The sequence below is a fragment of the Xanthomonas hawaiiensis genome, from assembly GCF_031834635.1.
GTDB lineage: Bacteria > Pseudomonadota > Gammaproteobacteria > Xanthomonadales > Xanthomonadaceae > Xanthomonas_A > Xanthomonas_A sacchari.
Genome location: NZ_CP115873.1, coordinates 889,830 through 914,337, shown reverse-complemented (window position 1 = coordinate 914,337; position 24,508 = coordinate 889,830). Strand labels below are relative to the sequence as shown.

General features: G+C 71.2%; 19 protein-coding genes. 12 read left to right on the top strand and 7 right to left on the bottom strand.

The genetic code is table 11. From position 1 onward, the window contains the following. The first annotated feature begins 10 nt into the window (after nucleotides 1–10). Nucleotides 11–598, top strand: a complete 588-nt coding sequence (locus tag PG878_RS03920; RefSeq protein ID WP_019801578.1) for a lipocalin family protein — start codon at nucleotides 11–13, stop codon at nucleotides 596–598. 244 nt (nucleotides 599–842) lie between these two features. Then, nucleotides 843–1,259 carry a winged helix-turn-helix transcriptional regulator gene (locus PG878_RS03915; RefSeq protein WP_209032093.1) on the top strand — a complete coding sequence of 139 codons (417 nt, stop codon included), beginning with the start codon at nucleotides 843–845 and terminating at the stop codon, nucleotides 1,257–1,259. Nucleotides 1,260–1,449: 190 nt separating this feature from the next. On the opposite strand, the gene PG878_RS03910 is transcribed toward PG878_RS03915, so the two are convergent. Then, nucleotides 1,450–2,421, bottom strand: coding sequence for a helix-turn-helix transcriptional regulator (locus PG878_RS03910; protein ID WP_010341069.1), 972 nt, complete (start codon nucleotides 2,419–2,421; stop codon nucleotides 1,450–1,452). Nucleotides 2,422–2,600: 179 nt separating this feature from the next. Here PG878_RS03910 and PG878_RS03905 point away from each other — a divergent pair, with 179 nt between their 5' ends. Then, on the top strand, nucleotides 2,601–3,395 hold the full coding sequence (locus PG878_RS03905; protein WP_010341068.1) for a DUF481 domain-containing protein: 795 nt from the start codon (nucleotides 2,601–2,603) through the stop codon (nucleotides 3,393–3,395). A gap of 368 nt (nucleotides 3,396–3,763) precedes the next feature. Here PG878_RS03905 and hemC read toward each other — a convergent pair whose 3' ends face one another. From hemC to mdoH, 4 genes are all read right to left on the bottom strand, one after another. Continuing rightward, nucleotides 3,764–4,687, bottom strand: coding sequence for a hydroxymethylbilane synthase (gene hemC, locus PG878_RS03900; RefSeq protein ID WP_209032094.1), 924 nt, complete (start codon nucleotides 4,685–4,687; stop codon nucleotides 3,764–3,766). A gap of 58 nt (nucleotides 4,688–4,745) precedes the next feature. Next, complete coding sequence (locus tag PG878_RS03895; protein WP_209032095.1) at nucleotides 4,746–5,477, bottom strand: LytR/AlgR family response regulator transcription factor; 732 nt, start codon at nucleotides 5,475–5,477, stop codon at nucleotides 4,746–4,748. Nucleotides 5,478–5,580: 103 nt separating this feature from the next. Then, nucleotides 5,581–6,246: an alpha/beta hydrolase gene (locus PG878_RS03890; protein ID WP_209032096.1), complete on the bottom strand. Its 666-nt coding sequence runs from the start codon at nucleotides 6,244–6,246 to the stop codon at nucleotides 5,581–5,583. A gap of 39 nt (nucleotides 6,247–6,285) precedes the next feature. Beyond that, a complete protein-coding gene (gene mdoH, locus PG878_RS03885; protein ID WP_209032097.1) occupies nucleotides 6,286–8,235 on the bottom strand; it encodes a glucans biosynthesis glucosyltransferase MdoH in 1,950 nt (649 codons plus the stop codon). A 308-nt stretch (nucleotides 8,236–8,543) separates the two neighbouring features. Between mdoH and PG878_RS03880 the strand changes: the two genes are divergently transcribed. Beyond that, on the top strand, nucleotides 8,544–9,164 hold the full coding sequence (locus PG878_RS03880) for a cysteine hydrolase family protein (RefSeq protein WP_244663724.1): 621 nt from the start codon (nucleotides 8,544–8,546) through the stop codon (nucleotides 9,162–9,164). Nucleotides 9,165–9,169: 5 nt separating this feature from the next. Here the strand turns inward: PG878_RS03880 and PG878_RS03875 are convergent, their stop codons facing one another. Beyond that, nucleotides 9,170–10,483 (bottom strand): two-component system sensor histidine kinase NtrB, encoded by a 1,314-nt coding sequence (locus PG878_RS03875; RefSeq protein ID WP_209032099.1) that lies wholly within the window; start codon nucleotides 10,481–10,483, stop codon nucleotides 9,170–9,172. Between the two features lie 114 nt (nucleotides 10,484–10,597). On the opposite strand from PG878_RS03875, the gene PG878_RS03870 reads away from it, so the two are divergent. Next, entirely contained in the window at nucleotides 10,598–10,972 is a 375-nt protein-coding gene (locus tag PG878_RS03870) for a response regulator (RefSeq protein ID WP_209032100.1), read from the top strand. A 61-nt stretch (nucleotides 10,973–11,033) separates the two neighbouring features. Here PG878_RS03870 and PG878_RS03865 read toward each other — a convergent pair whose 3' ends face one another. Then, nucleotides 11,034–11,279: a hypothetical protein gene (locus tag PG878_RS03865; protein WP_244663725.1), complete on the bottom strand. Its 246-nt coding sequence runs from the start codon at nucleotides 11,277–11,279 to the stop codon at nucleotides 11,034–11,036. Between the two features lie 378 nt (nucleotides 11,280–11,657). Between PG878_RS03865 and glgA the strand changes: the two genes are divergently transcribed. The 7 genes from glgA to glgX all read left to right on the top strand — a co-directional run bounded on the left by glgA (nucleotide 11,658) and on the right by glgX (nucleotide 24,443). After that, complete coding sequence (gene glgA, locus PG878_RS03860) at nucleotides 11,658–13,286, top strand: glycogen synthase GlgA (protein WP_209032101.1); 1,629 nt, start codon at nucleotides 11,658–11,660, stop codon at nucleotides 13,284–13,286. Then, nucleotides 13,283–15,529 carry a 1,4-alpha-glucan branching enzyme gene (locus tag PG878_RS03855; RefSeq protein WP_209032102.1) on the top strand — a complete coding sequence of 749 codons (2,247 nt, stop codon included), beginning with the start codon at nucleotides 13,283–13,285 and terminating at the stop codon, nucleotides 15,527–15,529. The genes glgA and PG878_RS03855 overlap by 4 nt, the downstream gene beginning before the upstream one ends. Before the next feature lie 2 nt (nucleotides 15,530–15,531). Continuing rightward, a complete protein-coding gene (gene treZ / locus PG878_RS03850; RefSeq protein WP_209032103.1) occupies nucleotides 15,532–17,319 on the top strand; it encodes a malto-oligosyltrehalose trehalohydrolase in 1,788 nt (595 codons plus the stop codon). A gap of 148 nt (nucleotides 17,320–17,467) precedes the next feature. After that, nucleotides 17,468–19,435 carry a 4-alpha-glucanotransferase gene (gene malQ, locus PG878_RS03845; RefSeq protein ID WP_209032104.1) on the top strand — a complete coding sequence of 656 codons (1,968 nt, stop codon included), beginning with the start codon at nucleotides 17,468–17,470 and terminating at the stop codon, nucleotides 19,433–19,435. Then, the gene (gene treY / locus PG878_RS03840) at nucleotides 19,432–22,047 is read left to right on the top strand and encodes a malto-oligosyltrehalose synthase (protein WP_209032326.1); all 2,616 of its coding nucleotides are present in this window, start codon (nucleotides 19,432–19,434) and stop codon (nucleotides 22,045–22,047) included. The genes malQ and treY overlap by 4 nt, the downstream gene beginning before the upstream one ends. A 14-nt stretch (nucleotides 22,048–22,061) precedes the next feature. Further along, a complete protein-coding gene (locus tag PG878_RS03835) occupies nucleotides 22,062–22,268 on the top strand; it encodes a DUF2934 domain-containing protein (protein ID WP_010341051.1) in 207 nt (68 codons plus the stop codon). Between the two features lie 9 nt (nucleotides 22,269–22,277). Continuing rightward, nucleotides 22,278–24,443, top strand: coding sequence for a glycogen debranching protein GlgX (gene glgX, locus PG878_RS03830; RefSeq protein WP_209032105.1), 2,166 nt, complete (start codon nucleotides 22,278–22,280; stop codon nucleotides 24,441–24,443). The last annotated feature ends 65 nt before the right edge of the window (nucleotides 24,444–24,508 follow it).

The window sequence follows — 24,508 nt, the reverse complement described above, 5'->3', positions numbered from 1 at the left end:
GGAATCTCCTATGCGCCTGCTTTCCCTGTTCGCCTCCGTGCTGCTGCTGGGCATGGCCGTCCCGTTGCCGACGGCCCGCGCCAAGGCGCCGGATCCGGAACAGGAGCCGGCACAGCCGCCGATCGACCTGCAGCGCTTCATGGGCCGCTGGTACGTGATCGCCCACATTCCGTACTTCGCCGAGCGCGGCCACGTCGCCAGCAGCGACGAGTACACCCTCAAGGAAGACGGCAAGATCGCGGTGCGCTACGAGTACCGCAACGGCTTCGACGAGCCGGTCAAGGAGCTCAACTCGCGCGCCACGGTCAAGGAAGGCACCGGCAACCGCCGCTGGACCACCTGGTTCTTCAGAATGGTGCCGACCAAGTACCGCATCCTGGAAGTGGCGCCGGACTATTCCTGGGCGCTGATCGACTATCCCGGCCGCGACCTGGCCTGGGTGTTCGCACGCTCGCCGGACATGAGCCACAAGCAGTACCGCGAACTGGTCGACAAGCTGGACCACCAGTACGGGGTCAACATCGACAAGCTCAAGCGCGTGGCGCAGCGCCGCGACCAGGTCGGCAAGCTCGGCTTCGAAGTGCCGAACAAGCCCTGAGGCCGCCGCCAGAGACGGGCATTTACGCCACGCGCAACGCGGCCGCGCTGCACCGAGCCGGCGCACTGCGGCGCGCCCGAGCCTGTTCAAGCCGCTCGAACAACGCTCTCGCGATCAGCCCACGCCGCCACGCCATCGCAGCTGGCGCGGCCTGCACCGACGCCACGATCATCCTCCGCTCAGCGAAGCACCCGGCGCGGCCCGTATGATCGGGACCGCCCTCCCCCACAGACAGGTGCATCGCATGGCCAGCGTCCTTTCCGAACCTCTCGACGAAGCGCCGCGCAGCTGCGCGGACGCGCGCCTGCTGCGTGGCCAGGTGTTCGCGCAGAACTGCCCTTCCCGCGCCGTGTTGAGCCACGTCACCAGCCGCTGGGGCGTGCTGGTGCTGGTGGCGTTGCGCAAGGGCACCCATCGCTTCGGCGACCTGCGCCGCAGCCTGGAGGGCGTCAGCGAGAAGATGCTGTCGCAGACCCTGCAGGCGCTGGAAGCGGACGGCCTGGTGCAGCGCACCGCCTACCCGGTGGTACCGCCGCACGTGGAATACGACCTGACCCCGCTCGGCGAGGAAGCCGCGGCCCACGTGCACGCGCTGGTGGACTGGATCGAACGCAACATCGGCGTGATCCTGGGTGGCGACGCGCCGCTGGATGCGGCGTAGGACGACGACCTCCAGGCCGCGACGGGGCGTAGCGTAAGGCACCGGTCGCGGCTGAAGCCGCTCCTACGACAGCCGCGGCGGTACGCCGGTTCACGCGTAGGAGCGGCTTCAGCCACGACGCTTTACCGGTCATGCCCAGCGCGGCTGAAGCCGCCCCTACGTGGGCTATCGCATCGCGCGCAACCGCGCCTCAGTCGTCGCTGTAGTTGCTCAGCGCCAGCGACAGCAGCGCCTTGGCCTGCTCGCGCAGCGACCGCGGCTCCACGATCTCCGCATCCGAACCGTAGTGCAGCACGTCCATCAGCAGTTCGCGCGAGACGCTGTACGGCACCTTCAGTTCGTAGCGACCGTCGGCCAGGAACCGGCCCTGCTGCTTGGAATGCCAATGCTCGTCGGCGACCCAGCGCGCCGCCTTGGGGCTGAACACGATGGTGGCCCAGCCCTTGGGCGCGCCCGAGAAGATGCCGTAGCTGGCCGCCAGCTGCGAATCCAGCTCGGCGTCGGCCACGTCCTGCGCCGGCTGGTCGAGCAGCCGCGCATGGTTGATGCGGTCCACCGCGAAACTGCGCACCGCGTCGCGGCCATGGTCCCAGGCGTCCAGGTACCAGTTGTCGCGGTAGTGGGTGATGCGCTGCGGCGACACCGTGCGCTTGGTCGATTCGTCGGTGGAGCGGGCGCGGTAGTCGAAGGACAGGCGCTTGCGCTCCAGCACCGCCGAGGCGACGGTGCGGAAACTGGCTTCGTCGAGCTTGCGGCCGCGGTGCGGGATCACCCGTACCCGCTCCACCGGCCAATGGGTTGCCCCGGCCTGGGCGGCGAGCAGGCTCTCGATGCGCTGCTGCAGCGGCGCCAGCACCGAGGACAGCACCCCGCCACCGGTGCGCGCCAGCAGTTGCTGCGAGGCCAGCAGCGCGTGCAGTTCCTCCGAACTCAGCCACAGCCCGGGCAGCTCGAAACGGTCGCTCTCGCCGGATTCGTAGCGGAAGCCGGCCTCGCCGTCGCCCTCCACCGGCGCCATCAGCGCATCGCGCAGGAAGGCCAGATCGCGGTAGACGGTGGCGCGGGAGCAGCCCAGTTCGTCCTGCAGCCGCGCCACCGTCACCGGGTAGCGCGCGGACTTGAGCAGGCGGTGCAGTGCGTTGATGCGTTCGTAGCGGTCCATGGTTCCGATTATGTCTGAGTCGCGGGCGGAAAACGCCTGCCCGGCATGGCGCCGGTGCAGCGCCCGAACCGCCGATGAAGCCGGCGCCCCAGGCCGGCCAGGGCGTCATGTGGATCCGGTATGATGAAATCGTTTCCATTTCGTTAGCCGAAGGCTGCGTCCTCATTCCCGGAGAAGCCATGTCCCGCCGCGCCACCCTCGTATCCGCCATCGCCATGTTGCTGCTGAGCACGTCCCCGGCCTGGGCCGCCGACGTCGCCACCTCACCGACAGCCACGGACCCGGCCAGTTCGCCGTGGAGCGGATCGGGCGAACTGGGCTTCGCTTCCTCGCACGGCAACAGCAGCAACGAAAGCCTCAACGGCCGCCTGAAGGGACAGTACGTGGACGGCGACTGGATCCACAGCCTGGACCTGCTCGCCCTTCACGCCAGCGCCGAGTACGTCGACACCAATCCCGACGGCACCACCACGCGCAAGCGTCAGACCACCTCCAACCGCTACACCGGCAGCGCCGGCAGCGCGCTGCAGCTCGGCGAGCACCGCCAGCTGACCGCCTCTCTACGCTACGAGCGCGACGACTTCGCCACCTACGACCGCCTGGCGACGATCGGCATCGGCTACGGCACCCGGATCATGGACGGCGACCGCCGCAGCATCGACGTGCAGATCGGTCCCGGCGTGCGCCGCGCCCACGACGTGGTCGAGAACCGCACCGAGACCGGCCTGATCGGCCGCGGCCTGGTCGACTTCAAGTATGGCCTGACCAGCAATACCGAACTGGGCAACACCCTGCTGGTCGAATCCGGCGCGTACAACACCTTCGCGCAGAACGACCTGGGCATCTCGGTCAGCATGAACGAGCGCCTGGCGCTGAAGGCCGGCTGGCAGGCGCGTTACAACAGCGACGTCAGCGACGACAAGAAGAAGACCGATACCTTGGCCACGATGAACCTGGTCTACAAGTTCAAGTGAGCCGGGAGTGGGGAGTGGGGATTCGGGATTGAGGAAAGGCGGCGCATCACGACGCCGCAGGGCTGATCCGTTGATTCGCTTCTCGCAGGAACCGCTGCAGCCGTGCCCCGCCAGCACGCAATGGCGGTGGCGCGCAGAGACCAATGCACCTCACCTGTAGAAGCGGCTTCAGCCGCGACAGGCGTTTCCGGTAACGCCCATCGCGGCTGAAGCCGCTCCCACGCGCGCGCAACCGGCACTGCCGGGAACTGCACTGTGGGAGGGACTTCAGTCCCGACGACGGAGGGTGTCAGTCGGCGCTCGGCTTCGCGTGTCGCGCCTGCACGACAGTCGACTCCTACGGCCATGGCGTGGAGCGGTGGACACCCTCAGACCGGCAGGTCGACATCCAGCAGTTCGCGCGCGCCGGCGCCGAGCAGGGCCTCGGCCACGGCCTGGCCCAACGCCTCCGGATCCTGGGCGCTGCGCTGCAGCTCCGCACGCACCAAGCGCCCGTCGGCGACACCGCCGACCAGGCCCTGCAGCAGCAAATCCTCGCCGCGCCATTGCGCAAAGGCCGCCACCGGCACGTGACAGCTGCCATGCAGGGCGCGGTTCATCGCCCGCTCCGCCTCCACGCAGCGGCGGGTCGGCGCGTCGTCGAGCGCGGCGAACAGCGCCAGCGCGGCGCCGGCGTCCTCGCGGCATTCCACCGCGATCGCGCCCTGCGCCGGGGCCGGCAGCCAGTCCGGCGCCTGCAGGCGCTGGGTGATGCGCCCCTCCAGGCCCAGCCGCTGCAGGCCGGCGCAGGCCAGCACGATGCCGTCGTAGCCGCCGTTGTCGAGCTTGGCCAGGCGCGTGTTGACGTTGCCGCGCAGGTCCAGCAGTTCCAGGTCCGGGCGCCGCGCGCGCAGTTGCGCCTGGCGCCGCAGCGAGGAGGTGCCGACGCGCGCGCCGAGCGGCAGCGCGTCCAGCGAGGCGTAGAGGTTGGAGATCAGCGCATCGGCCGGATCGGCGCGCGGCAGGATCGCCGGCAGCACGAACGGCTGGTCCAGCTCCATCGGCACGTCCTTGAGCGAATGCACCGCGCAATCGGCCTCGCCACGCAGCATCGCCAGCTCCAGCTCCTTCAGGAACAGGCCCTTGCCGCCGATCGCCGCCAGCGAGCGGTCCAGGACTTCGTCGCCGCGGGTGCTCATCGGCACCAGCACCACGTCCAGGTGCGGGTGCGCGCGGCGCAGGCAGGCGGCGACATGCTCGCTCTGCCACAGGGCGAGCGGACTCTTGCGGGTAGCGATGCGCAGGATCTTCATGCGCGCATTATCGCGGAAAGCCGCCGTCGGCCGCTGCACGCGCGCGGCGCGGGCGGCATCAGCGCTGGTGGATCTCCTTGCGCAGCTGCGCCACGCAGCGCCGGCTGACCTCCAGCGGCTGCTTGCCATGGCGCAGCACCGCCTGCACCTGGCCCTCGCCGAGCCGGCGCAGTTCCACCAGTTCGTGGCGCGCGACCAGGCAGTTGCGGTGGATGCGCACGAAGCGCTCGGCGAACTCCTCCTCCAGCGCGCGCAGCGATTCCTCGATCAGGTCCTCGCCGCGGGCGTGGTGCACCACCACGTACTTTTCCTCGGCCTGCAGGTAGTGGATGTCGTCGACCGGGATCAGCCGCAGGCTGCCGCGCAGGCGCGCACACAGGTGGCTGCGGCGCTGCGGGGCAGGCGCGGCAGTGTCGTCGCTGCCGCGCCCGGCCATGAAGGTGCGGGCGCGCTGCAGGGCCGCGGCCAGGCGCTCGGCGCGCACCGGCTTCATCAGGTAGTCGATCGCCGCCGCCTCGAACGCCGACAGCGCATGCGCGTCGTAGGCGGTGCAGAACACCACCGCCGGGCGTGGCTCGAAGGTGGCCAGGTGGCGTGCGGCCTCCAGGCCGTCGAGCCCGGGCATGGCGATGTCCAGCAGCACCAGGTCCGGCCGCGCGGCGGCGCAGGCGTGCAGCGCGTCCATGCCGTTGTCGGCTTCGGCCACCACTTCCACGCCGGCATGCGCGGCCAGCAGCGTGCGCAGGCGTTCGCGCGCCAGGGGTTCGTCGTCGGCGATCAGCACCTTCACCCAGGTCTCCCTCACTCGACTGGCGTGCGCTGCGGCCGATACTAGCCCCGGTTCAGGGCGCCCGCCACGGGTATCGCACCGCGCCGCCACGCGGCTGGCGTCCTCAGTTGCCGGTGAGGCAGGCGTCCATCCAGTCGCCCAGGTCGGCGATTTCCTCGGCGCAGACCTGGTGCGCCATCGGGTAGCGCCGCCACTGCACCGGCATGCCCAACGCCTGCAGGGTCTGCGCGGTGCGCTCGGCGTACGTCTGCGGGATCACCGGATCGCCCTGGCCATGGGCCATGAACAGCGGCTGCCGCAGGGCCGCCGGGGCGTGCCAGCGGGCCACGCTTTCCAGCTCCGGCAGATAGGTGGACAGGCCGATCAGGCCGGCCAGCGGCCGCTCGCGGCGCAGGCCGGCGGCCAGGGTGATCGCGCCGCCCTGGGAAAAGCCGGCGAGCAGCAGGCGTTCGGCCGGCACGCCGCGCGCGTCCTCGCGCGCAATCAACTCCTCGACCTGGGCCACCGATTCGGCGACGCCGACGCTGTCGGCGCGGTTGGAGAAGTCCATGCTGACGATGTCGTACCAGGCGCGCATGCGCACGCCGTTGTTGACCGTCACCGGTCGCACCGGCGCGTGCGGGAACACGAAACGCAGCGCCGGCCAGTGCGGCCGCACCAGCTCCGGCACCAGCGGCGCGAAGTCGTTGCCGTCGGCGCCCAGGCCGTGCAGCCACAGGACGGTCCAGGCCGGCGCGGCGCCGGTCTCGTGTTCCACTGTCTCCAGCATGTCGGTTCCCGATGAATGAGGCCGGATAGTATGCCGGCCTCAGCCCTGGGCCTGCGCCTCGGCCTCGGCGCGGCGTGCGGCGGCTTCGCGGCGCAGTTCCGCGGCGCGCAGCAGCACCGCCGGCGGCTGCGACTCTTCGGGGATGGCGAGGATGCGCAGCTTGCGCAGCCACAGGCCGGCGGCGCGCGAGGAACTGATCGCCACCACCGGCACCGCCAGCGCCATGCCGATCACCACCGGCGCCATCCACGCCGCCAGCGACGGGGACACCGCGTAGGCCATGGCTCCCATCAGCAGGCCGAACGCGCTGAGACCGCCGTAGCTGCGCAACAGCGCCGACCACGCGATGCGGCCGTCGTCGCGCTGCTGCGCGTCCCAGCCGGAATCCTTGCCGGCCAGCACCTCGGCGACACCGCGCGACTGCACGTACATCACCACCGGCGCCATCAGCGCGGCCAGCAGGGTTTCCAGCAGCATGCTGACGAAGGCGCGCACCCCGCCACCGCAGCCACGGCGTTCGCCCGGCTTGAGCAGCATGGCGAAGTAGCCCATCACCTTGGGCGCCAGCAGCACGAACATGGTCACCGCGAACACCCAGGCCACCCGCGTGGAATCCTGCTGGTGCCAGTAGCGCGCCGGCGAGAACGGCGAGATCACCGAGGCGACCAGGTCGAAACCGCCGTTCTGCAGCGGGATGGCGATGCCGATCAGCATCAGCATGCCCCACATCGGCGCGGTGAAGTAATGGCCGATGCCGATCAGCATGTGCATGCGGCTGACCCAGTGCAGGCCGCGCGCACGCACCACCTTGGAGTGCTGCAGGTTGCCCTGGCACCAGCGGCGGTCGCGCACCAGCAGGTCGGTCAGGGTCGGCGGGCCTTCCTCGTAGCTGCCCTGCAGGTACGGCACCATGTGCATGGCCCAGCCGCCGCGGCGCATCAGCGCCGCCTCGACGAAATCGTGGCTGAGCACGTGGCCGCAGAATGGCTTGCGCCCGGGCAGCGACGGCAGGCCGGCCTGCGCGGCGAAGGCCTCGGTGCGGATCATCGCGTTGTGGCCCCAGTAGTTGCTTTCCGACCCGTGCCACCAGGCCACGCCGAAGGCGATCACCGGGCCGTAGACGCGGCCGCCGAACTGCTGCATGCGCGCGAACAGGGTATTGCCGTTGACCACTTCCGGCAGGGTCTGGATCAGGCCGACATCGGGGTTGGCCTCCATGCCGGCGGCCAGGCGCACGATGCTGTCGCCGGTCATCAGGCTGTCGGCGTCCAGGATCAGCATCTGCGGGTAGGCGCCGCCGAAGCGGCGCACCCAGTCGGCGATGTTGCCGGCCTTGCGCCCGGCATTGCTGGCGCGGCGCCGGTAGAACAAGCGGCCATGGCCGCCGACGCGCTCCACCAGTTCGGCGTACACCTTTTCTTCCTCCGCGCCGATCGCCGGGCGCGTGGTGTCGCTGAGGATGAAGAAGTCGAAGCGCTCGATCTGGCCGGTGGCCTCCACCGACTCGTAGATCGCCTGCAGGCCGGCCATCAGCCGGTGCGGATCCTCGTTGTAGGTAGGCATCAGCAACGCGGTGCGATTGCGCACCTGCGGCAGCGGCGCGTCCGGATCGATGCCGAGCTTGCGGCCCTTGCCGAACACCAGGGTGAAGAAACCGGCCAGCGCACTGACGAAGGACAGCGCGATCCAGGCGAACAACGGGATGAACAGCACCATCAGGCAGGCTTCGAGCACGCTCACGCCGCCGATCAGCAGGACCTTGGCGATCAGCCAACTGGCGTAGGCGGTCATCGCCGCGGTGGTGCCGAACACATAGAAACGCCGCCAGCCGATCCCCGTCGGGGTGCTGGGCAGGCGCTTGTTGCGTAGCTTGCCTTCCTGCAGCGACTGCAGCGGCATGTCCAGCGGCGCTTCGGGCGGCAGAACCGCCTGGCCGGCATCCAGGGGCGCATCGACGTGCACGGCCGGTGTGGGGGCGACCGCGCTCATGCGATCCGCCGATCGCGTCCGGCGCCGCAGCGCCATCGGGAAGTGCCGCGGACGGCCGGCACGGCGGATGCCGTCGCGACCACGCGCGCCTGGTTATGTACGCCAGTTGATACCACGTGCTCTCCTGTCGACGGACAAAGACGCCCGTCAATGTAAACCTTAAATAGTAAGCTTTCGCGAAGGCGACCATGGGCGCCGCCGCGGTGGCGCCGGCCGATCCGTTCAGCGATGCCGCCTTCATCCGCGCTCACCCGCGTTTCACCTGCCGCGCCGACCATGAAGCCAGCCCGGCAATGGAGGATCGACGCATGCGCCAGCCCGCCCGGCGACGCACAGGCACCCAGCGACGACAGGATCGGCACGCACAGGCAGCGGCGCCGCCCGGAGCGCCGGCGCTGCTGATCGTGGACATGATCAGCCGCTTCGACTTCCCCGACGGCGCACGCCTGGCCGCTGCGGCGCTGCCGGTGGCCGAGCGCATCGCCCAGGTCCGGGAACGCTTCCATCGCCACGGCTGGCCGGTGCTGTTCGCCAACGACAACTTCGCCGACTGGCGGACCGATTTCGAGGGCCTGTGGACACTGTGCGCCGATCCGAAGCAACGCGGCGCCCGCATCGCCGCCTGCCTGGCACCGCAGCCGCAGGACTACTACGTGCTCAAGCCCAAGCACTCCGCCTTTCTCGGCTCGGCCCTGGCCTTGCTGCTGGCGCGACTGCAGACCACGCGCCTGCTGGTCACCGGCATCGCCACCGACGCCTGCGTGCTGGCCACCGCGATCGATGCGCGCATGCGCGATTTCCAGGTGCAGGTGCCGCCCTCGTGTTGCGCGGCGCTGGATGCCGGGCGCCAGCAGCGGGCGTTGCAGGTGCTGCGCGAGGCCTTCGCGGTGCGCATCAGCGACCGCCTTCCGGCGGGCACCGCAGGGTGATGGGGTTAGCCGGCGGTCGGCGGCGGCGCCTCTGGCGCGCCCTGGTCCTCGCCCTCGTCGCCGGGCGGCTGCGCCACGAACGGAAACGCCAGGGTGATGGTGGTGCCGCGGCCCAGTTCCGACTCGACGTCGACGAAACCGCCCGCCTGGCGCACCAGGCCGTAGACCTGCGCCAACCCCAGGCCGGTGCCCTTGCCCTCGGGCTTGGTGGTGAAGTACGCCTCGAACAGGCGCGACTTGACCTCCTCGGACATGCCTTCGCCCTGGTCGCCGACCGCCAGGGTCACGTAGCGGCCGGGCTGGCGCATCGCCGCTGCGCGCGAGGGCGGCACCTCCAGCGCGCCGCAGCGGATCGTCACCACGTCGCCGGGGCGGCTGGCGTCGCGCGCGTTCAGGGCCAGGTTCATGACCGCCTGCTCGACCGCATTGCGGTCGGCATAGGTCGTCGCCACCTCGGTGCATGCGAGCAATTGCAGGCGCATCTCCCCCCCCAGCGCCTGCGCCAGCAGCGGCTGCATCTGCGTCACCAGCGCATACAGGTCCAGCCAGGCCGGCTTGACCGGGTGCGCGCGGGCGAAACCGAGCAAGCGCCGGGTCATGCCCGCGCCATGCTGCAGCGCTTCGCTGGCGATGCCGAGCAGGCGGCGCTGGTCCGGCTGCAGGCGCTGCGGGTGGTCGGCCACCATGCTCACCGAGGTCATCGCGGTATGCAGCATGTTGTTGAAGTCGTGCACCACGCCGGCCAGCATCTGCCCGACCGCCTCGCCCTTCTGCGCCTGGGTCATGGCGCGCTCGGCCACGCGCTGCGCGGCCAGGGCGATGTCCAGTTGCCCGCGCAACTGCGACTGCTCGGCCTGCCAGTGGCGACCCAGCGCGGCGGCATCGGCCGGTTCCAGCGGCACCTCCTCGGCATCGACCGGCGCCAGATCGCCCAGCGCGCGCAGGGCCTGTTCGATCTGGTACTGCTGGGTCACGTCGCGGCTGATCACCAGCACGCTCTCGACCCGCGCCGAAGCGTTGGCCAGCGGACTGACCATCACGTGCCACCAGCGCCGCCGTCCATCCAGCGACGGGCGCTCGGCCCAGAATTCACGCTGTTCGTTGCCCAGCGCCGCGGCGAAGGCGCCCTGGGTCAGCGAGCGCATGTCCTCGGGCCACAGTTCGGCCCAGGGGTGGCCGACGATATCGGCGGGGTCGGAGACGCCCAGCAACACCAGGCCATGCGGATTGATCGAGCGCACGATGCCGTCGCGCCCGACTTCCTTGATGCAGTCGTGCGAGAGCTCGACGATCTGCCGATAGTGCGCGTGAGTGGTCAAGCCGCGTCTCGCAGTGAATAAGGACGAGAATATCGGGATTGCCCGGGCGTCACCAGCGCTTCACCGGGTAATCGTGAAGCTGACGTGGATTGTTTATAAAGCGATAACAGGATTATGCGCGTCACCTCCGCCTCCACCACCATTCTTCTGGTGGAGGACGACCAGACGATCCGGGAGTTGGCCGCCGCCATGCTCGCCGCCGACGGCTACCGGGTCCTGTCGGCGGCGACCGCGCAGGACGCGCTGGACGTGCTGGCACGGCATCCCGACGTGGCGCTGATCTTCAGCGACGTGCAGATGCCCCGCTGCGACGGCCTGAGCATGGTGCGCCAGTTGCGCCGCCGCGGCATCGCCATCCCCGCCCTGCTGACCTCCGGCATGCATACGCCCGATCCCGGGACGCTGCCGCCGCGGACCGGCTTCCTGCCCAAGCCGTATCGCCGCACCGACTTGCTGGCGGCGTTGGACCGGCTGCAGACCGAACACTGAGCGCAGCGCGCCAATGTGCGTCGCCGCGGCGATCGCACGCGGCGCGAAGATGGCGCGCGGATCAGGCGAAGACCAGCTTTCCGTACCGTGCCGAACGGATCGCCGCCAGTCGCTCGGAGACGAAGTAGGCGCCGGCGTGCGCATCGCGGAAGTACACCCCGTCGAACGCGTGCCGGCCACGCACCACCCCATCGTCACCGGTGATCCGGATCTGCGGCTCGAGCACGCCGTCGGCGCGCGGACGCAGCAACCCGTCGAGGACGAAGCCGTCCAGCTCGCGGCGCATCTGCGGTTTCAGGACTGTCATGAGCACACTGCACCATAGATCGCATGAAGCTCGCACAACGGAGGTCACCCCGGCCGCACCGAAGCGCGGCACGCAGGCATCACTGGAAGCTAAACGATTCATAGGCGCCGATGACGCGATCCAATGCTTGCGGCATCTGGCGTTCGGCGCAGTCGACTATGCGCCGCGCGCGGCATTTCGCTGTAGACAAGCGCGCGCTTCACGCCTCTTTTATCGCGTCATTCGTACTTTGCTCCTGCATTATCGCATTGCAACATCGCTGTCCCGTTTCGACGCTGCTGTACCTCTTTGCTTGCTTCACGTCGCGCGCCCGCCAGGACGCGCGGCGGCAGTCGCTTTCCGTGTGCCCCGTCCTCCCCCTTCCCAGACGGAACCGCCATGTCGCCCCCCACTCCCGCCGACCTGACCGATAGACAACGCGATACCCATCCGGTGCTGCACGCGCCGCGCCGCCGCTACCGCGATGCGCGCGGCCGCTTCGTCCGCCATGCCGAGGTGACCGTCAAGCTGAACCCGGCGCCGCGCCGTACCAGCCTGTTCGTGACCTCCGAAATGGCGGACTTCGTGAAGGCCGGCGGCCTGGGCGACGTCGCCGCGGCCCTGCCGCGCGCGCTGCGCGGCAGCTGCGATATCCGCGTGCTGATTCCCGGGTATCCGGCGGTCCTGCGCACCACCGGCCCGCTGGAGATCGTCGGTCGCATCGCCGCGCACGCGGGACTGCCGGATTGCGCGCTGGGCCGGGCCGAGCGCCCGGACGGCCTGTGCGTCTACGTGCTGCTGTGCCCGCAACTGTTCGAGCGCCAGGGTTCGCCCTACGTGTCCAGCGAAGGCCGCGACTGGGAAGACAACGCGCTGCGCTTCGCCACCCTGTCCCACGCCGCCGCGCAGATCGCCGGCGGCCAGGCCGGGCTGGACTGGACGCCGGAGCTGCTGCACCTCAACGACTGGCCGTGCGCGCTGGCCGCCGCCTACGTGCGCTGGTCCGGCGGCCGCACGCCGTGCCTGCTGACCATCCACAACCTGGCCTACCAGGGCCTGTTCCCGTACGCCATGGCCGGTGCCCTGGGCATCCCCGCCGAGGGCCTGCAGGACCTGGAGTTCTACGGGCAGATGTCGTTCCTGCGCGCGGGCATCGTCCACGCCGACCACGTCAACACGGTCAGCGTCAGCTATGCCGCGCAGATCACCGGCCCGGCGCAGGGCTGCGGCCTGGACGCGCTGCTGGCGCGGCGCGCCGCCAGCGGCCGCCTGAGCGGCATCGTCAACGGCATCGACGCCAGCTGGGACCCGCGCACCGACGCGCACCTGCCGGCCCACTTCGGTGTCGGCCAGATCCAGGGCAAACGCGAGAACGCGGCGCAGGTGCGCCAGGCGTTCGGCTTGCTCGACAGCGACGGCCCGCTGTTCGCCGTGGTCTCGCGGCTGGTGCACCAGAAGGGCCTGGACCTGATCTGCGAGGTGGCGCCGCAGATCGTCGCCGCCGGCGGCCAGATCGTGATCATCGGCGGCGGCGAGCCGCAGATCGAGCAGGCGGTGGCGGCGCTGGCACGGCGCTACCCCGGCCACGTCGGCGCGCACATCGGCTTCGAGGAGCGGCTGGCGCGGCGCATGTTCGCCGGCTCCGACTTCCTGCTGATGCCCTCGCGCTTCGAGCCGTGCGGGCTCAGCCAGATGTACGCGCAGCGCTTCGGCAGCCTGCCGATCGCCCACGCCACCGGCGGCCTGATCGACACCGTGGACGACGGCGTCACCGGCTTCCTGTTCGAGGAAGCCTCGGCCGACGGCCTGCGCCGCTGCCTGCAGCGGGTGTTCCGCACCTTCCGCCTGCCGGGCCTGCTGCAGGCGATGCGCCGCGCGGCGATGCTGCGGCCCAGCGGCTGGGAACTGGCCGGGCGCAAGTACATGGCCTTGTACGAGCGCACCGCCGGCGCGCGGCCGGCAACCGGCGGGGTGCCGCTGCAGACGACCACCGCCGCGGCCAGCGCGAGCGCATTGGCGAGCGCATGAGCGATCGGGAACACGCCGTGGACCCGGCCACTGGCCGGGACCCGGTGTCGGAAACAGACGACGACGGCGACGGCCTTGCGCTGCAGGCGCTGGCCCGCGGCGAGGCGGGCGATGCCTTTGCCTGGCTGGGGCCGCATCCACAGGCCGACGGCACGGTCCGGGTGCGCGTGCTGGCGCACGGCGCCGAGGCGCTGGGCCTGCTCGATGCGCAGGGCAAGCTGATCGCGCGCATGCGTGCCCACCCGCAGGCCGACGGCCTGTTCGAGGGCGAACTGAAGCAGCCGATGCCCTACCGGCTGCGCATCGTGTGGCCGGACGCGGTGCAGGAGTGCGACGACCCCTATGCCTTCGGGCCGCTGCTCGATCCGGCCTGGCTGCAGGACCTGGCCGCCGGCGACGGCGCCGCGCTGCGTACCGCACTCGGCGCCCATCATGCCCGCGTCGGCGAGGTCGAGGGCGTGCGCTTCGCGGTGTGGGCGCCGCAGGCCAGACGGGTCGCACTGGTCGGCGACTTCAACGGCTGGGACGCGCGCCGGCATCCGCTGCGCCTGCATCCGCAGGCCGGGGTCTGGGAACTGTTCGTACCCGGGCTGCACGGCGGCGAACACTATCAATACGAACTGCAGGCCGCCGACGGCAGCGTGCTGCCGCGCAAGGCCGACCCGGTGGCGCGCAGCAGCGCGCTGGCGCCGTCCACCGCCTCGGTGGTGCCGTACGCCGACAGCCACGTCTGGGGCGATGCGGCCTGGCTGGCGCAACGCGAGGCCCAGGCCGGCAGCGCGCAGCCGCTGAGCATCTACGAACTGCACGCCGGCTCCTGGCGCCACGACCGCGACGGCCAGCCGCTGCACTGGGACGCGCTGGCCGCGGAACTGATTCCCTACGTGCGCGGGCTCGGCTTCACCCACATCGAACTGCTGCCGATCGCCGAGTATCCGTTCGGCGGCTCCTGGGGCTACCAGCCGCTGAGCCTGTACGCGCCCACCGCGCGCCATGGCGACGCCGAGGGCTTCGCGCGTTTCGTCGATGCCTGCCACCAGGCCGGCATCGGCGTGCTGCTGGACTGGGTCGGCGCGCACTTCCCCGACGATGCGCACGGCCTGCACCGCTTCGACGGCAGCGCCCTGTACGAACATGCCGACCCGCGCGAAGGCGTGCACCGCGAGTGGAACACGCTGGTCTACAACTACGGTCGCCCGGAAGTGGTGGCCTACCTGATCGGCAGCGCGCTGGAGTGGATCGCGCGCTTCCACGTCGACGGCCTGCGCGTGGATGCGGTGGCGGCGATGCTGTACCGCGACTACGGCCGCAACGCCGGCGAATGGATCCCCAACGCACACGGCGGCCGCGAGAACCTGGAGGCGATCGCCTTCCTGCGCCGGCTCAACGACGAGATCGCGCAGCGCTTCCCCGGCGTGCGCACCATCGCCGAGGAATCCACCGCCTGGCCGGGCGCCACCGCGCCCACCCGGCAGGGCGGGCTGGGCTTCAGCCACAAGTGGAACATGGGCTGGGCGCACGACACCCTGCGCTACCTGCAGCGCGATCCGCTGCACCGGCAGCACCACCACAGCGAGATGACCTTCGGCCTGGTGTACGCGTTCTCCGAGCATTTCGTGCTGCCGCTGTCGCACGACGAGGTGGCGCGCGGCAAGGGTTCGCTGCTGGCGCGCATGCCCGGCGACGCCTGGCAGCGCTTCGCCAACCTGCGCGCCTACCTGGCCTTCATGTGGGCGCATCCCGGGCGCAAGTTGCTGTTTATGGGCTGCGAGTTCGGGCAATGGCAGGACTGGGACCACGACCGGCCGCTGGACTGGGCGCAGTCGCAACAGCCCGAGCACCGCGGCGTGGCGCGGCTGGTCGCCGACCTCAACCGGCAGTTGCGCGCATTGCCCGCGCTGTACCGCAGCGACCGCAGCAGCGACGGCTTCGAATGGAGCATCGCTGACGACCACCGCAACAGCGTGTTCGCTTTCGTCCGCCACGACCGCGACGGCGACGCGCCGCCGTTGCTGGCGGTCAGCAACTTCACGCCGAACGTCCACCACGACTACCGCGTGGGGGTGCCGCGTAGCGGACGCTGGCGGGAGCTTCTCAACAGCGACAGCGGCCACTACGGCGGCTCCAACCAGGGCAACGGCGGCGTGCTGTCGACCCTGCCGCAGCCGATGCACGGGCATGCGCAGGCGTTGGCGCTGACCCTGCCGCCGCTGTCCACCCTTTGGCTGCAACCGGACCTTTGACCATGGCCACGACCGCTGTCTCGACCGATTCCTCCGCCGCACCACGCGCGGCGCTGCGCCCCGGCGCCTGGCCGGGCGCCAACGGCGAGGTCGCCTTCGCGCTGTGGGCGCCGGACGCCGAGCGCGCGGAGCTGGTGTTCGGCGACGATCGGCGGCAGCCGCTGCAGGCGATCGGCGACGGTTACTTCACCGCCACCCTCCCGTGCGCACCCGGTACCCGCTACCGCTACGCCATCGACGGCGGCACGCCGGTGCCGGATCCGGCCTCGCGCTGGCAGCCCGACGGGGTCCATGGCCCCAGCGCGGTGCTGGCCACCGACGGCCATGCCTGGCGCCACGGCGACTGGCGCGGCCGGCCCTGGGCCGAGACCGTGTTCTACGAACTGCACGTGGGCACCTGCGGTGGCTACGCCGGGCTGCGCGCGCAGTTGCCGACGCTGGCCGCGCTCGGCGTCACCGCGATCGAACTGATGCCGCTGGCCGAGTTCCCCGGCCGCCACAACTGGGGCTACGACGGCGTGCTGCCGTACGCGCCGGCCTCGGCCTACGGCCATCCCGACGAACTCAAGGCCCTGATCGACGAGGCCCACGGGCTTGGCCTGAGCGTGTTCCTGGACGTGGTCTACAACCACTTCGGCCCGGACGGCAATTACCTGGGCCAATACGCCTCGACCTTCTTCCGCGAGGACGCGCCCACGCCCTGGGGCGCGGCGATCGACTTCCGCCTGCCGCCGGTGCAGCGCTACTTCATCGACAACGCGCTGATGTGGCTGCACGAGTACCGCTTCGACGGCCTGCGCCTGGATGCGGTGCACGCGATCGTGCCCAACGCCTTCCTCGACACCCTGCGCGAGGCGATCATGGCCAGCGTCGCCGACGGGCGCCACGTGCATCTGGTGCTGGAGAACGAGGCCAATCAGGCCGACGTGCTGGAACGCGGCTACAGCGCGCAGTGGGACGACGACTTCCACAACAGCCTGCATGTGCTGCTGACCGGCGAACACGAGGGCTACTACGCCGGCTTCGCCGACGCGCCGGCGCAGCACCTGGCGCGGGTGCTCGGCGAAGGTTTCGCGTTCCAGGGCCAGGCCGACCACCGCGGCCACGCGCGCGGCGAACCCAGCGGCCACCTGCCGCCGCACAAGTTCGTGATCTTCGCGCAGAACCACGACCAGATCGGCAACCGCGCGCGCGGCGACCGGCTGATCACCCAGGTGAGCGAACCGGCGCTGCGCGCGGCGCTGGCGCTGACCGCGCTGACCCCGATGATCCCGCTGTTCTTCATGGGCGAGCCGTGGGGCAGCCGCACCCCGTTCCAGTTCTTCACCGATTTCGCGCCGCCGCTGGACGAGGCGGTGCGCGAGGGCCGGCGCCGCGAGTTCGCGCACTTCGCCGCCTTCGCCGATCCGGAGCAGCGCGCCACCATCCCCGATCCCAACGCATCGAGTACCTTCCAGGCGTCCATCGCCGACATCAGCGACGCCACCCACGGCGACGGTGCGCGCTGGCGCGACTGGTTCGCGGCGTTGATGGCGCTGCGCCGCCAGCACCTGGTGCCGGCGCTCAGCCAGGCCAGTGCGCTGGGGGCGCGGGTGATCGGACCGAAGGCGATCGCCGCGGGCTGGCGCCTGGGCGACGGCGAATGGCACGTGGCCGCCAACTTCGGCGACGCGCCGGTGGCGCTGGGCCTGCCCGGCAGCACCGTGCATGCGGAGAACGCCGGCGACGACGCCGCGCAGTTGCCGCCCGACGCCTTCATCGCGCGCTACCGACCCGGCAACGCCACATGAGCGCCCGCTGTCGCGACACCATCGCGACAGCGTCCCCGGCACGCTGGCCGCCTCGTTCGCTGCGCACCGCCGCGCACGCGCCGTTAGTGCGTGCGGGCGGGACCGCGGCGGATCCTCCTTTCGCCTTGCTGCCTGGTTCGCCCTGCCCATGACCGACACTTCCCTGCACACCCTGGCGGACGCCGCCGGCCTGCTGGTCGACTGGATCGATGCCAGCGACACGCCGCGCACGGTCGGCGACGACACCCTGCGCCACGTGCTCGGCGCGCTGGGCCTGGCCGCGCACGACGCCGCGGCCTGCCGCGACAGCCTGCGCCGGCTGCAGGCCGATGCCGCATTGCCGCCGCTGCTGACCGCCGACGCCGGCGCGCCGGTCGAGGTCGGGGCCGCGCCCGGCACGGCGTACCGGCTCGACAGCGAAGACGGCCAGGTACTGCACGGCCACTGCGACGCGCAGGGCCGCCTCGTCGCGCCCGATGCCGCCGGCTACTGGACCCTGCAGCACGGCGACCGCCGCACCACCCTGGCGGTGGCGCCAGCGCGCTGCTACGGCGTCGCCGACGCGATCGGCGCGGCACAGCCGCGGCGCTGGGGCCTGTCGCTGCAGGTGTATTCGGCGCCGGGCGCCTACGACGCCGGCATCGGCGACGCCGACGGCACCGCCGCCTGGGCCACGCGCATCGCCGCGGCCGGCGGCGATGCCATCGCGCTGAGCCCGGTGCATGCGGCGCGTCCGGTCGGCACGCATTACAGCCCGTATTCGCCCAGCGACCGGCGCTTCCTCGATCCGCTGCAGGCCGCGCCGGCGCGCGTGCTCGGCGCCGCGGCCGCGCAGCGCGCGCTGGACGCGGCCGGGCTGGCGCCGGCCTTCGCCGAGGCGCAGACGCGTCCGCTGATCGACTGGCCGGCCTCGGCTGCGTTGAAGTGGCAGTGGCTGCGGCAGTTGCACGCCGATTTCGGCCAGGCCGACGCGGCGCTGCACGCCGACCTGGCCGCGTTCGAACGCGACGGCGGCAGCGCCCTGCACGCGCATGCTGCGTTCGCCGCACAGGACTTCGGCGATGCCGATCCGGGGCTGCATCGGTTCGCGCAGTGGCTGGCTGCGCGCAGCTGGGCCGACGTGCAGCGACAGGCGCGCGCCGACGGTATGGGCCTCGGCCTGATCGCCGACCTGGCGGTGGGCTTCGACGCGCACGGCGCCGAGGCCGCGGCCTGGCCGCAGGCGGTGCTGCAGGGGTTGGAACTGGGCGCGCCGCCGGACGCGTTCAACGGCGATGGCCAGGCCTGGGGCATCTGCGGCTATGCGCCGACCGCGCTGCGCGCCAGCGGCTTTGCGCCGTTCATCGAGTTGCTGCGCGCGGTGATGCGTGATCACGGCGGCGTGCGCATCGACCACATCCTCGGCCTGCTGCGGCTGTGGGTGATCCCGCGCGGCGCGCCCTCCTCCACCGGTGTGTACCTGCGCTATCCGCTGCACGACCTGCTGCGCCTGCTGGCGCTGGAATCCTGGCGGCACCGCGCCATCGTGATCGGCGAGGACCTGGGCGTGGTGCCGGACGGCATCCGTGCAGAGCTGTCGCGCCGCGGGGTGATGGGCATCGACGTGCTGCTGTTCACCCGCGACCGCGAAGGCGCGTTCCTGCCGCCGGCGCAGTGGCGCCCCGACGCGCTCGCCACCACCACCACCCACGACCTGCCGACCCTGCGCGGCTGGCGCCGCGGCGAGGACATCGACTGGCGCCGGCGCCTGCAGCTGAGCGACGCCGCGCAGCAACATGCCGACCATCAGGCACGCACCGACGATGTCGCGCGCATGGACCAGGCGGTCGCCGCGGCGCTGCCGCCCGCGGAGGCCGCCGATCCGGAACTGGGCGCGCTGCGCTTCGTCGCCGCCACGCCCTCGCCGCTGGCGCTGCTGCCGGCCGAGGACGCGCTGGGCCTGGACCAGCAACCCAACCTGCCGGGGACCGTCGACGGCCATCCGAACTGGCGCCGGCGCCTGCCCGCGCCCGACGCCGCCGCGACCGCCGCCACCCTCGCCACGCGCCTGGACGCGTTCGCGCAGACCCGCCAATCCACCGCCACCGCCGCGCAAGGAGCCGACGCATGCGCATGATTCCCCTGCGGGCCACCGCCCGCCTGCAACTGCATGCCGGTTTCACCCTGCTCGATGCCGCCGCGCAGGTGCCGTACTACGCCGGGCTGGGGATCAGCCATCTGTACCTGTCGCCGATCGGCACTGCGGTGCCCGGTTCCACCCACGGCTACGACGTCACCGACCCGCGCCAGGTCAATCCCGAACTCGGCGGCGAGCCGGCGCTGCTGCACCTGTCCGAGCATGCGCGCAGCCACGGCATGGGCCTGATCCTGGACATCGTGCCCAACCACATGGCCACCCACCCGAGCAATCCGTGGTGGTGGGACGTGCTCACGCACGGACGGCGCAGCCGCCATGCCGGCTGGTTCGATATCGACTGGCGCGCGCCCGGGCGCGACGGCAAGCTGTGGCTGCCGGTGCTGGACCGGCCGTATGCGCAGGCGCTGAGCGAAGGCGCGCTGCAACTGCAGGTGGCCGAGGACGGCAGCGTCGTCCTGCTGCATCACGACCAGCGCTTCCCGATCCGCCTGGACGGCGCCATCGCCCAGGAACCGGCCAGCGCGCGCCCGGCGTGGGCGGCGCGGCTCAACGACGCCGCACGGCTGGGCGACGACGCCCTGCACCGGCTGATCGAACGCCAGTGCTATCGCCTGGCCTGGTGGCGGGTCGGGAACGACATGCTCAACTACCGCCGCTTCTTCGACATCACCTCGCTGGCGGCGCTGCGCGTGGAGCAGAACGACGTGTTCGCCGCGGTCCACGAGTTGCCGCTGCGGCTGGTCGCCGAGGGCCATCTGGATGGCGTGCGGGTCGACCATGTCGATGGCCTGGCCGACCCCACCAGCTACGTGCAGCGGCTGCGCACGCAACTGGATCGCGCCGGCCGCCGCCGCGGCATCGCCCCGGGCGGCATCGCCCTGTACCTGGAAAAGATCCTGGCGCCGCACGAACAGCTGCGCGGCGACTGGCCCTGCGACGGCACCACCGGCTACGACTTCATGGATCAGGTCGCCGCGGTGCTGCACGACCCGGCCGGCGCCGCACCGCTGACCGCGCTGTGGCGGCGCTGGAGCGGGCGCAGCGGCGACTTCGGCCAGGAGCAGCGCGCCGCGCGCGACGAGATCCTGCAGGGGTCGCTGCAGGCCGAGTTCGTGCGCACTGTGCAGGCGCTGGGCGCCGCCGCGCACCTGGATCCGCTGACCCGCGAGTTCAGCCCGCAGATGCTGGCGCGCGGGCTGATGGCCTTGCTGCGGCACTTCGAGGTGTACCGCACCTATGCCGGACCCGACGGCCTGGACGACGACGACGCGGCGCGCCTGGCCGAGGCCGCGCAGCGCGCGCGTGCCGGCGCCGAGCCGCGGGTGTGCGCGGCGATCGACGCGATCGAACGCTGGAGCCGCGACGGCCGCGGCACCGGCAAGGCGCAGGTGGCGCTGCGCCGGATCGTGCGTCGGCGCCTGGAGCAACTGTCGGCGCCGCTCAACGCCAAGTCGGTGGAGGACACCTCCTTCTACCGCCACGGCGTGCTGCTCTCGCGCAACGAAGTCGGCAGCGAGCCGGACGTGTTCGCGCTGACGACGGAGGCGTTCCACGCGGCCAACGCCGTGCGCGCGCAACGCTATCCGCGCGCACTGCTGGCCACCGCCACCCACGACCACAAGCGCGGCGAAGACGTGCGCATGCGCCTGGCCGTCCTCAGCGCGCAGGCGCCGTGGTGGGAGGCGCAGGTGGCGCGGTTCCAGGCGCTGTCGGCCGACCTGCTGCCGGCCGGCAGCGCCGCGCCGCTGCCCGGCGACCTGCTGATGCTGTGGCAGATGCTGGTGGCGGCGTGGCCGCTGGAACTGGCGGTGGACGACGCCGACGGCCTGCACGACTACGCCGAGCGCATCGGCGCCTGGCAGCTCAAGGCCGCGCGCGAAGCCAAGCTGCGCACCCACTGGACCTGGCCGGACGAGGACTACGAGCGCAATGCGCGCGCCCTGCTCGACACCGCACTGCTGCAGCCGGCCGGTGCCGCGCTGCGCGAGGCGCTGGCGCAGGCGGCCGCGGCGCTGGCCCCGGCCGGCGCGCTCAACAGCCTGGTGCAGACCGCCCTGCGCCTGACCCTGCCTGGCGTGCCCGACCTGTACCAGGGCAGCGAAGGCTGGGATCTGTCGCTGGTGGATCCGGACAACCGCCGCCCGGTGGACTACGCGCTGCGCCAGGCCTGGCTGGGCGACGCCACCGCAGCGGACGCGCTGCTGCAGGATTGGCACAGCGGCCACGTCAAGGCCTGGCTGACCGCGCAGTTGCTGCAGTTGCGGCGCGCGCATCCGGCGCTGTTCGCCCACGGCAGCTACACGCCGCTGCAGGCGCAGGGCGCACAGGCGCCGCACGTGCTCGGCTTCGCGCGCGAACACGAGGGCATCTCGCTGGTGGTGGTGGTGCCGCGGCTGAGTGCGGCCGCGCAGGCGCTGCGCCCGGACGCGCCGCTGCGGCCGCAACTGGACTGGCGTGACACGGTTCTGACACTGCCGCAGGCACAGTATCGCCCGGTGCTGGCCGGTGCTACCGTCGATGCCACGTCGGCCGTTCCGGTGTCGGCCCTGTTTGCCGAATTCCCGATCGCCGTGCTGGTCGCCTCCCCCTGATCCCGCAAGAAGCCATGGACGCAGAAACACGCCAACGCCGCATCCGCCAACTCGCACACGAAATCTGGGAAGCCGAAGGGCGACCCGATGGCCACGCCGCCCGCCACTGGGCCATGGCCGAGCGCCTGGTGGCCGCGGAAGCGGCCGCCGAGGCCGATGACGAAGCGCTGCCGCCGCCGGCACCGCGACGCAGCGCCGGCAACGGCAGCACTTCTTCCTAAGGATCCTTCATGCCCGTGCGCAAGCTCACCCGCCGTTCGCGCATCCGCGAGGGCCTGCCGTACCCCCTGGGCGCCACCTGGGACGGCCTGGGGGTGAACTTCGCCCTGTACTCGGCGCACGCCACCAAGGTGGAGCTGTGCCTGTTCGACGATCGCGGCCGCGAGATCGAACGCATCGCCCTGCCCGAGTACACCGACGAGATCTGGCACGGCTACCTGCCCGACGCGCGCCCGGGCCAGCTCTACGGCTACCGCGTGTACGGCCCGTACGCGCCCGATGCCGGACATCGCTTCAATCCCAACAAGCTGCTGCTCGATCCCTACGCCAAGCAACTGGTGGGCGAACTGAAATGGGCGCCGGCCCTGTTCGGCTACACCATCGGCCACAAGGATGCCGACCTCAGCTTCGACCGCCGCGACAGCGCCGCCTACATGCCCAAGTGCGCGGTGATCGATCCGGCCTTCACCTGGGGCAAGGACCAGCGCCCGCAGACGCCGTGGGACAGCACGGTGATCTACGAGACCCACCTGCGCGGCACCACCATGCGCCACCCCTCGGTCCCCGAAGCCTGGCGCGGCACCTTCTCCGGGCTGAAGGTGGACGAGGTGGTGGAGCACATCAAGCGCCTGGGCATGACCGCGGTGGAACTGCTGCCGGTGCACGCCTTCGTCGACGACGAATATTTGCTCAAGCAGGGCCTGCGCAACTACTGGGGTTACAACACCATCGGTTTCTTCGCCCCGCACCCGCGCTACATGGCCACGCGCACGGTGTCCGAGTTCAAGCAGATGGTGGCGCGGCTGCACAGCGCCGGGCTGGAAGTGATCCTGGACGTGGTCTACAACCACACCGCCGAAGGCAACGAACTGGGGCCGACGCTGTCGTTCAAGGGCATCGACAACGCCAGCTATTACCGCCTGGCCGAAGACCGCCGCTTCTACATCAACGACACCGGCACCGGGAACACCTTCGACCTGACCAACGCCGGCGCGCTGCGCATGGTCAACGACTCGCTGCGCTACTGGGTGTCGGAGATGCACGTGGACGGGTTCCGCTTCGACCTGGCCACCATCCTCGGCCGCGAGCACCACGGCTTCGATCCCAAGGGCGGCTTCCTCGACGCCTGCCGTCAGGACCCGCTGCTGAGCCAGGTCAAGCTGATCGCCGAGCCGTGGGACGTCGGCCCGGGCGGCTACCAGGTCGGCGGCTTCCCGCCGGGGTGGTCGGAGTGGAACGACAAGTTCCGCGACAACGTGCGCGCGTTCTGGCGCGGCGACGAAGGCCAGCTGGCCGAACTGGCCACGCGCCTGACCGGCTCGGCCGACCTGTTCAATCATCGCGGTCGCCGCCCGACCGCCTCGGTCAACTTCGTCACCGCCCACGACGGCTTCACCCTGCACGACCTGGTCAGCTATTCCCACAAGCACAACGAAGCCAACGGCGAGCACAACCGCGACGGCTCGGACAACAACATCTCCGCCAACTATGGCGTGGAAGGCGAGACCGACGACGAGCAGATCAACGCCCTGCGCCTGCGGCAGATGCGCAACATGCTGGCCACCCTGCTGCTGTCGCAGGGCACGCCGATGCTGCTGGCCGGCGACGAGTTCGGCCGCAGCAAGGGCGGCAACAACAACACCTATTGCCAGGACAACGAACTGACCTGGTTGAACTGGGAAGCCGGTCCGCGCGCGCACCAGCTCAGCGCCTTCGTCTCGCGCCTGACCCACCTGCGCGCGCACTACCCGCTGCTGCACCGCGCGCGCTTCTTCGACGGCGCCTACGACGAGGAACTGGGCATCAAGGACGTGACCTGGCTGGCGCCGGACGGCGAGGAAATGACCGAGGCGTCCTGGCACGATCCGCACGCGCGTGCGCTGATGATGCGCCTGGACGGCCGCGCCCCGTCCAGCGGTCTGCGCCAGGCTGCCTCCAACGTGACCCTGCTGATGATCGTCAACGGCGCGGTCGAGGACGTGCAGTTCACCCTGCCGCTGGTGGAAGGCGAACACTGGCGCGTGCTGATCGACACCGCCGAGCGCAACGGCGAACACGGCCTGCCCGGCGGTTCGCAATGGCACGGCCTCGGCCGATCCTTGACCCTGCTGGCCGCCGAGCGCGACAACAAGTCCAGCGCGGCGCATCACCGCAATGCGGATGCGCCGACGCCATGAGCCGATGGGAGCGCCTGGCGATCTGCCGGGCGCTGCGGGGTCGCGGCTGAAGCCGCTCCTACAAA

Excerpts from the sequence above, each read along its gene's own strand:
- PG878_RS03920 (WP_019801578.1), top strand. The coding sequence starts at position 11 with ATGCGCCTGCTTTCCCTGTTCGCCTCCGTGCTGCTGCTGGGCATGGCC.
- PG878_RS03915 (WP_209032093.1), top strand. The coding sequence starts at position 843 with ATGGCCAGCGTCCTTTCCGAACCTCTCGACGAAGCGCCGCGCAGCTGC.
- PG878_RS03910 (WP_010341069.1), bottom strand. The coding sequence starts at position 2,421 with ATGGACCGCTACGAACGCATCAACGCACTGCACCGCCTGCTCAAGTCC.
- PG878_RS03905 (WP_010341068.1), top strand. The coding sequence starts at position 2,601 with ATGTCCCGCCGCGCCACCCTCGTATCCGCCATCGCCATGTTGCTGCTG.
- hemC (WP_209032094.1), bottom strand. The coding sequence starts at position 4,687 with ATGAAGATCCTGCGCATCGCTACCCGCAAGAGTCCGCTCGCCCTGTGG.
- PG878_RS03890 (WP_209032096.1), bottom strand. The coding sequence starts at position 6,246 with ATGCTGGAGACAGTGGAACACGAGACCGGCGCCGCGCCGGCCTGGACC.
- mdoH (WP_209032097.1), bottom strand. The coding sequence starts at position 8,235 with ATGAGCGCGGTCGCCCCCACACCGGCCGTGCACGTCGATGCGCCCCTG.
- PG878_RS03880 (WP_244663724.1), top strand. The coding sequence starts at position 8,544 with ATGCGCCAGCCCGCCCGGCGACGCACAGGCACCCAGCGACGACAGGAT.
- PG878_RS03870 (WP_209032100.1), top strand. The coding sequence starts at position 10,598 with ATGCGCGTCACCTCCGCCTCCACCACCATTCTTCTGGTGGAGGACGAC.
- PG878_RS03865 (WP_244663725.1), bottom strand. The coding sequence starts at position 11,279 with ATGACAGTCCTGAAACCGCAGATGCGCCGCGAGCTGGACGGCTTCGTC.
- glgA (WP_209032101.1), top strand. The coding sequence starts at position 11,658 with ATGTCGCCCCCCACTCCCGCCGACCTGACCGATAGACAACGCGATACC.
- PG878_RS03855 (WP_209032102.1), top strand. The coding sequence starts at position 13,283 with ATGAGCGATCGGGAACACGCCGTGGACCCGGCCACTGGCCGGGACCCG.
- treZ (WP_209032103.1), top strand. The coding sequence starts at position 15,532 with ATGGCCACGACCGCTGTCTCGACCGATTCCTCCGCCGCACCACGCGCG.
- malQ (WP_209032104.1), top strand. The coding sequence starts at position 17,468 with ATGACCGACACTTCCCTGCACACCCTGGCGGACGCCGCCGGCCTGCTG.
- treY (WP_209032326.1), top strand. The coding sequence starts at position 19,432 with ATGATTCCCCTGCGGGCCACCGCCCGCCTGCAACTGCATGCCGGTTTC.
- PG878_RS03835 (WP_010341051.1), top strand. The coding sequence starts at position 22,062 with ATGGACGCAGAAACACGCCAACGCCGCATCCGCCAACTCGCACACGAA.
- glgX (WP_209032105.1), top strand. The coding sequence starts at position 22,278 with ATGCCCGTGCGCAAGCTCACCCGCCGTTCGCGCATCCGCGAGGGCCTG.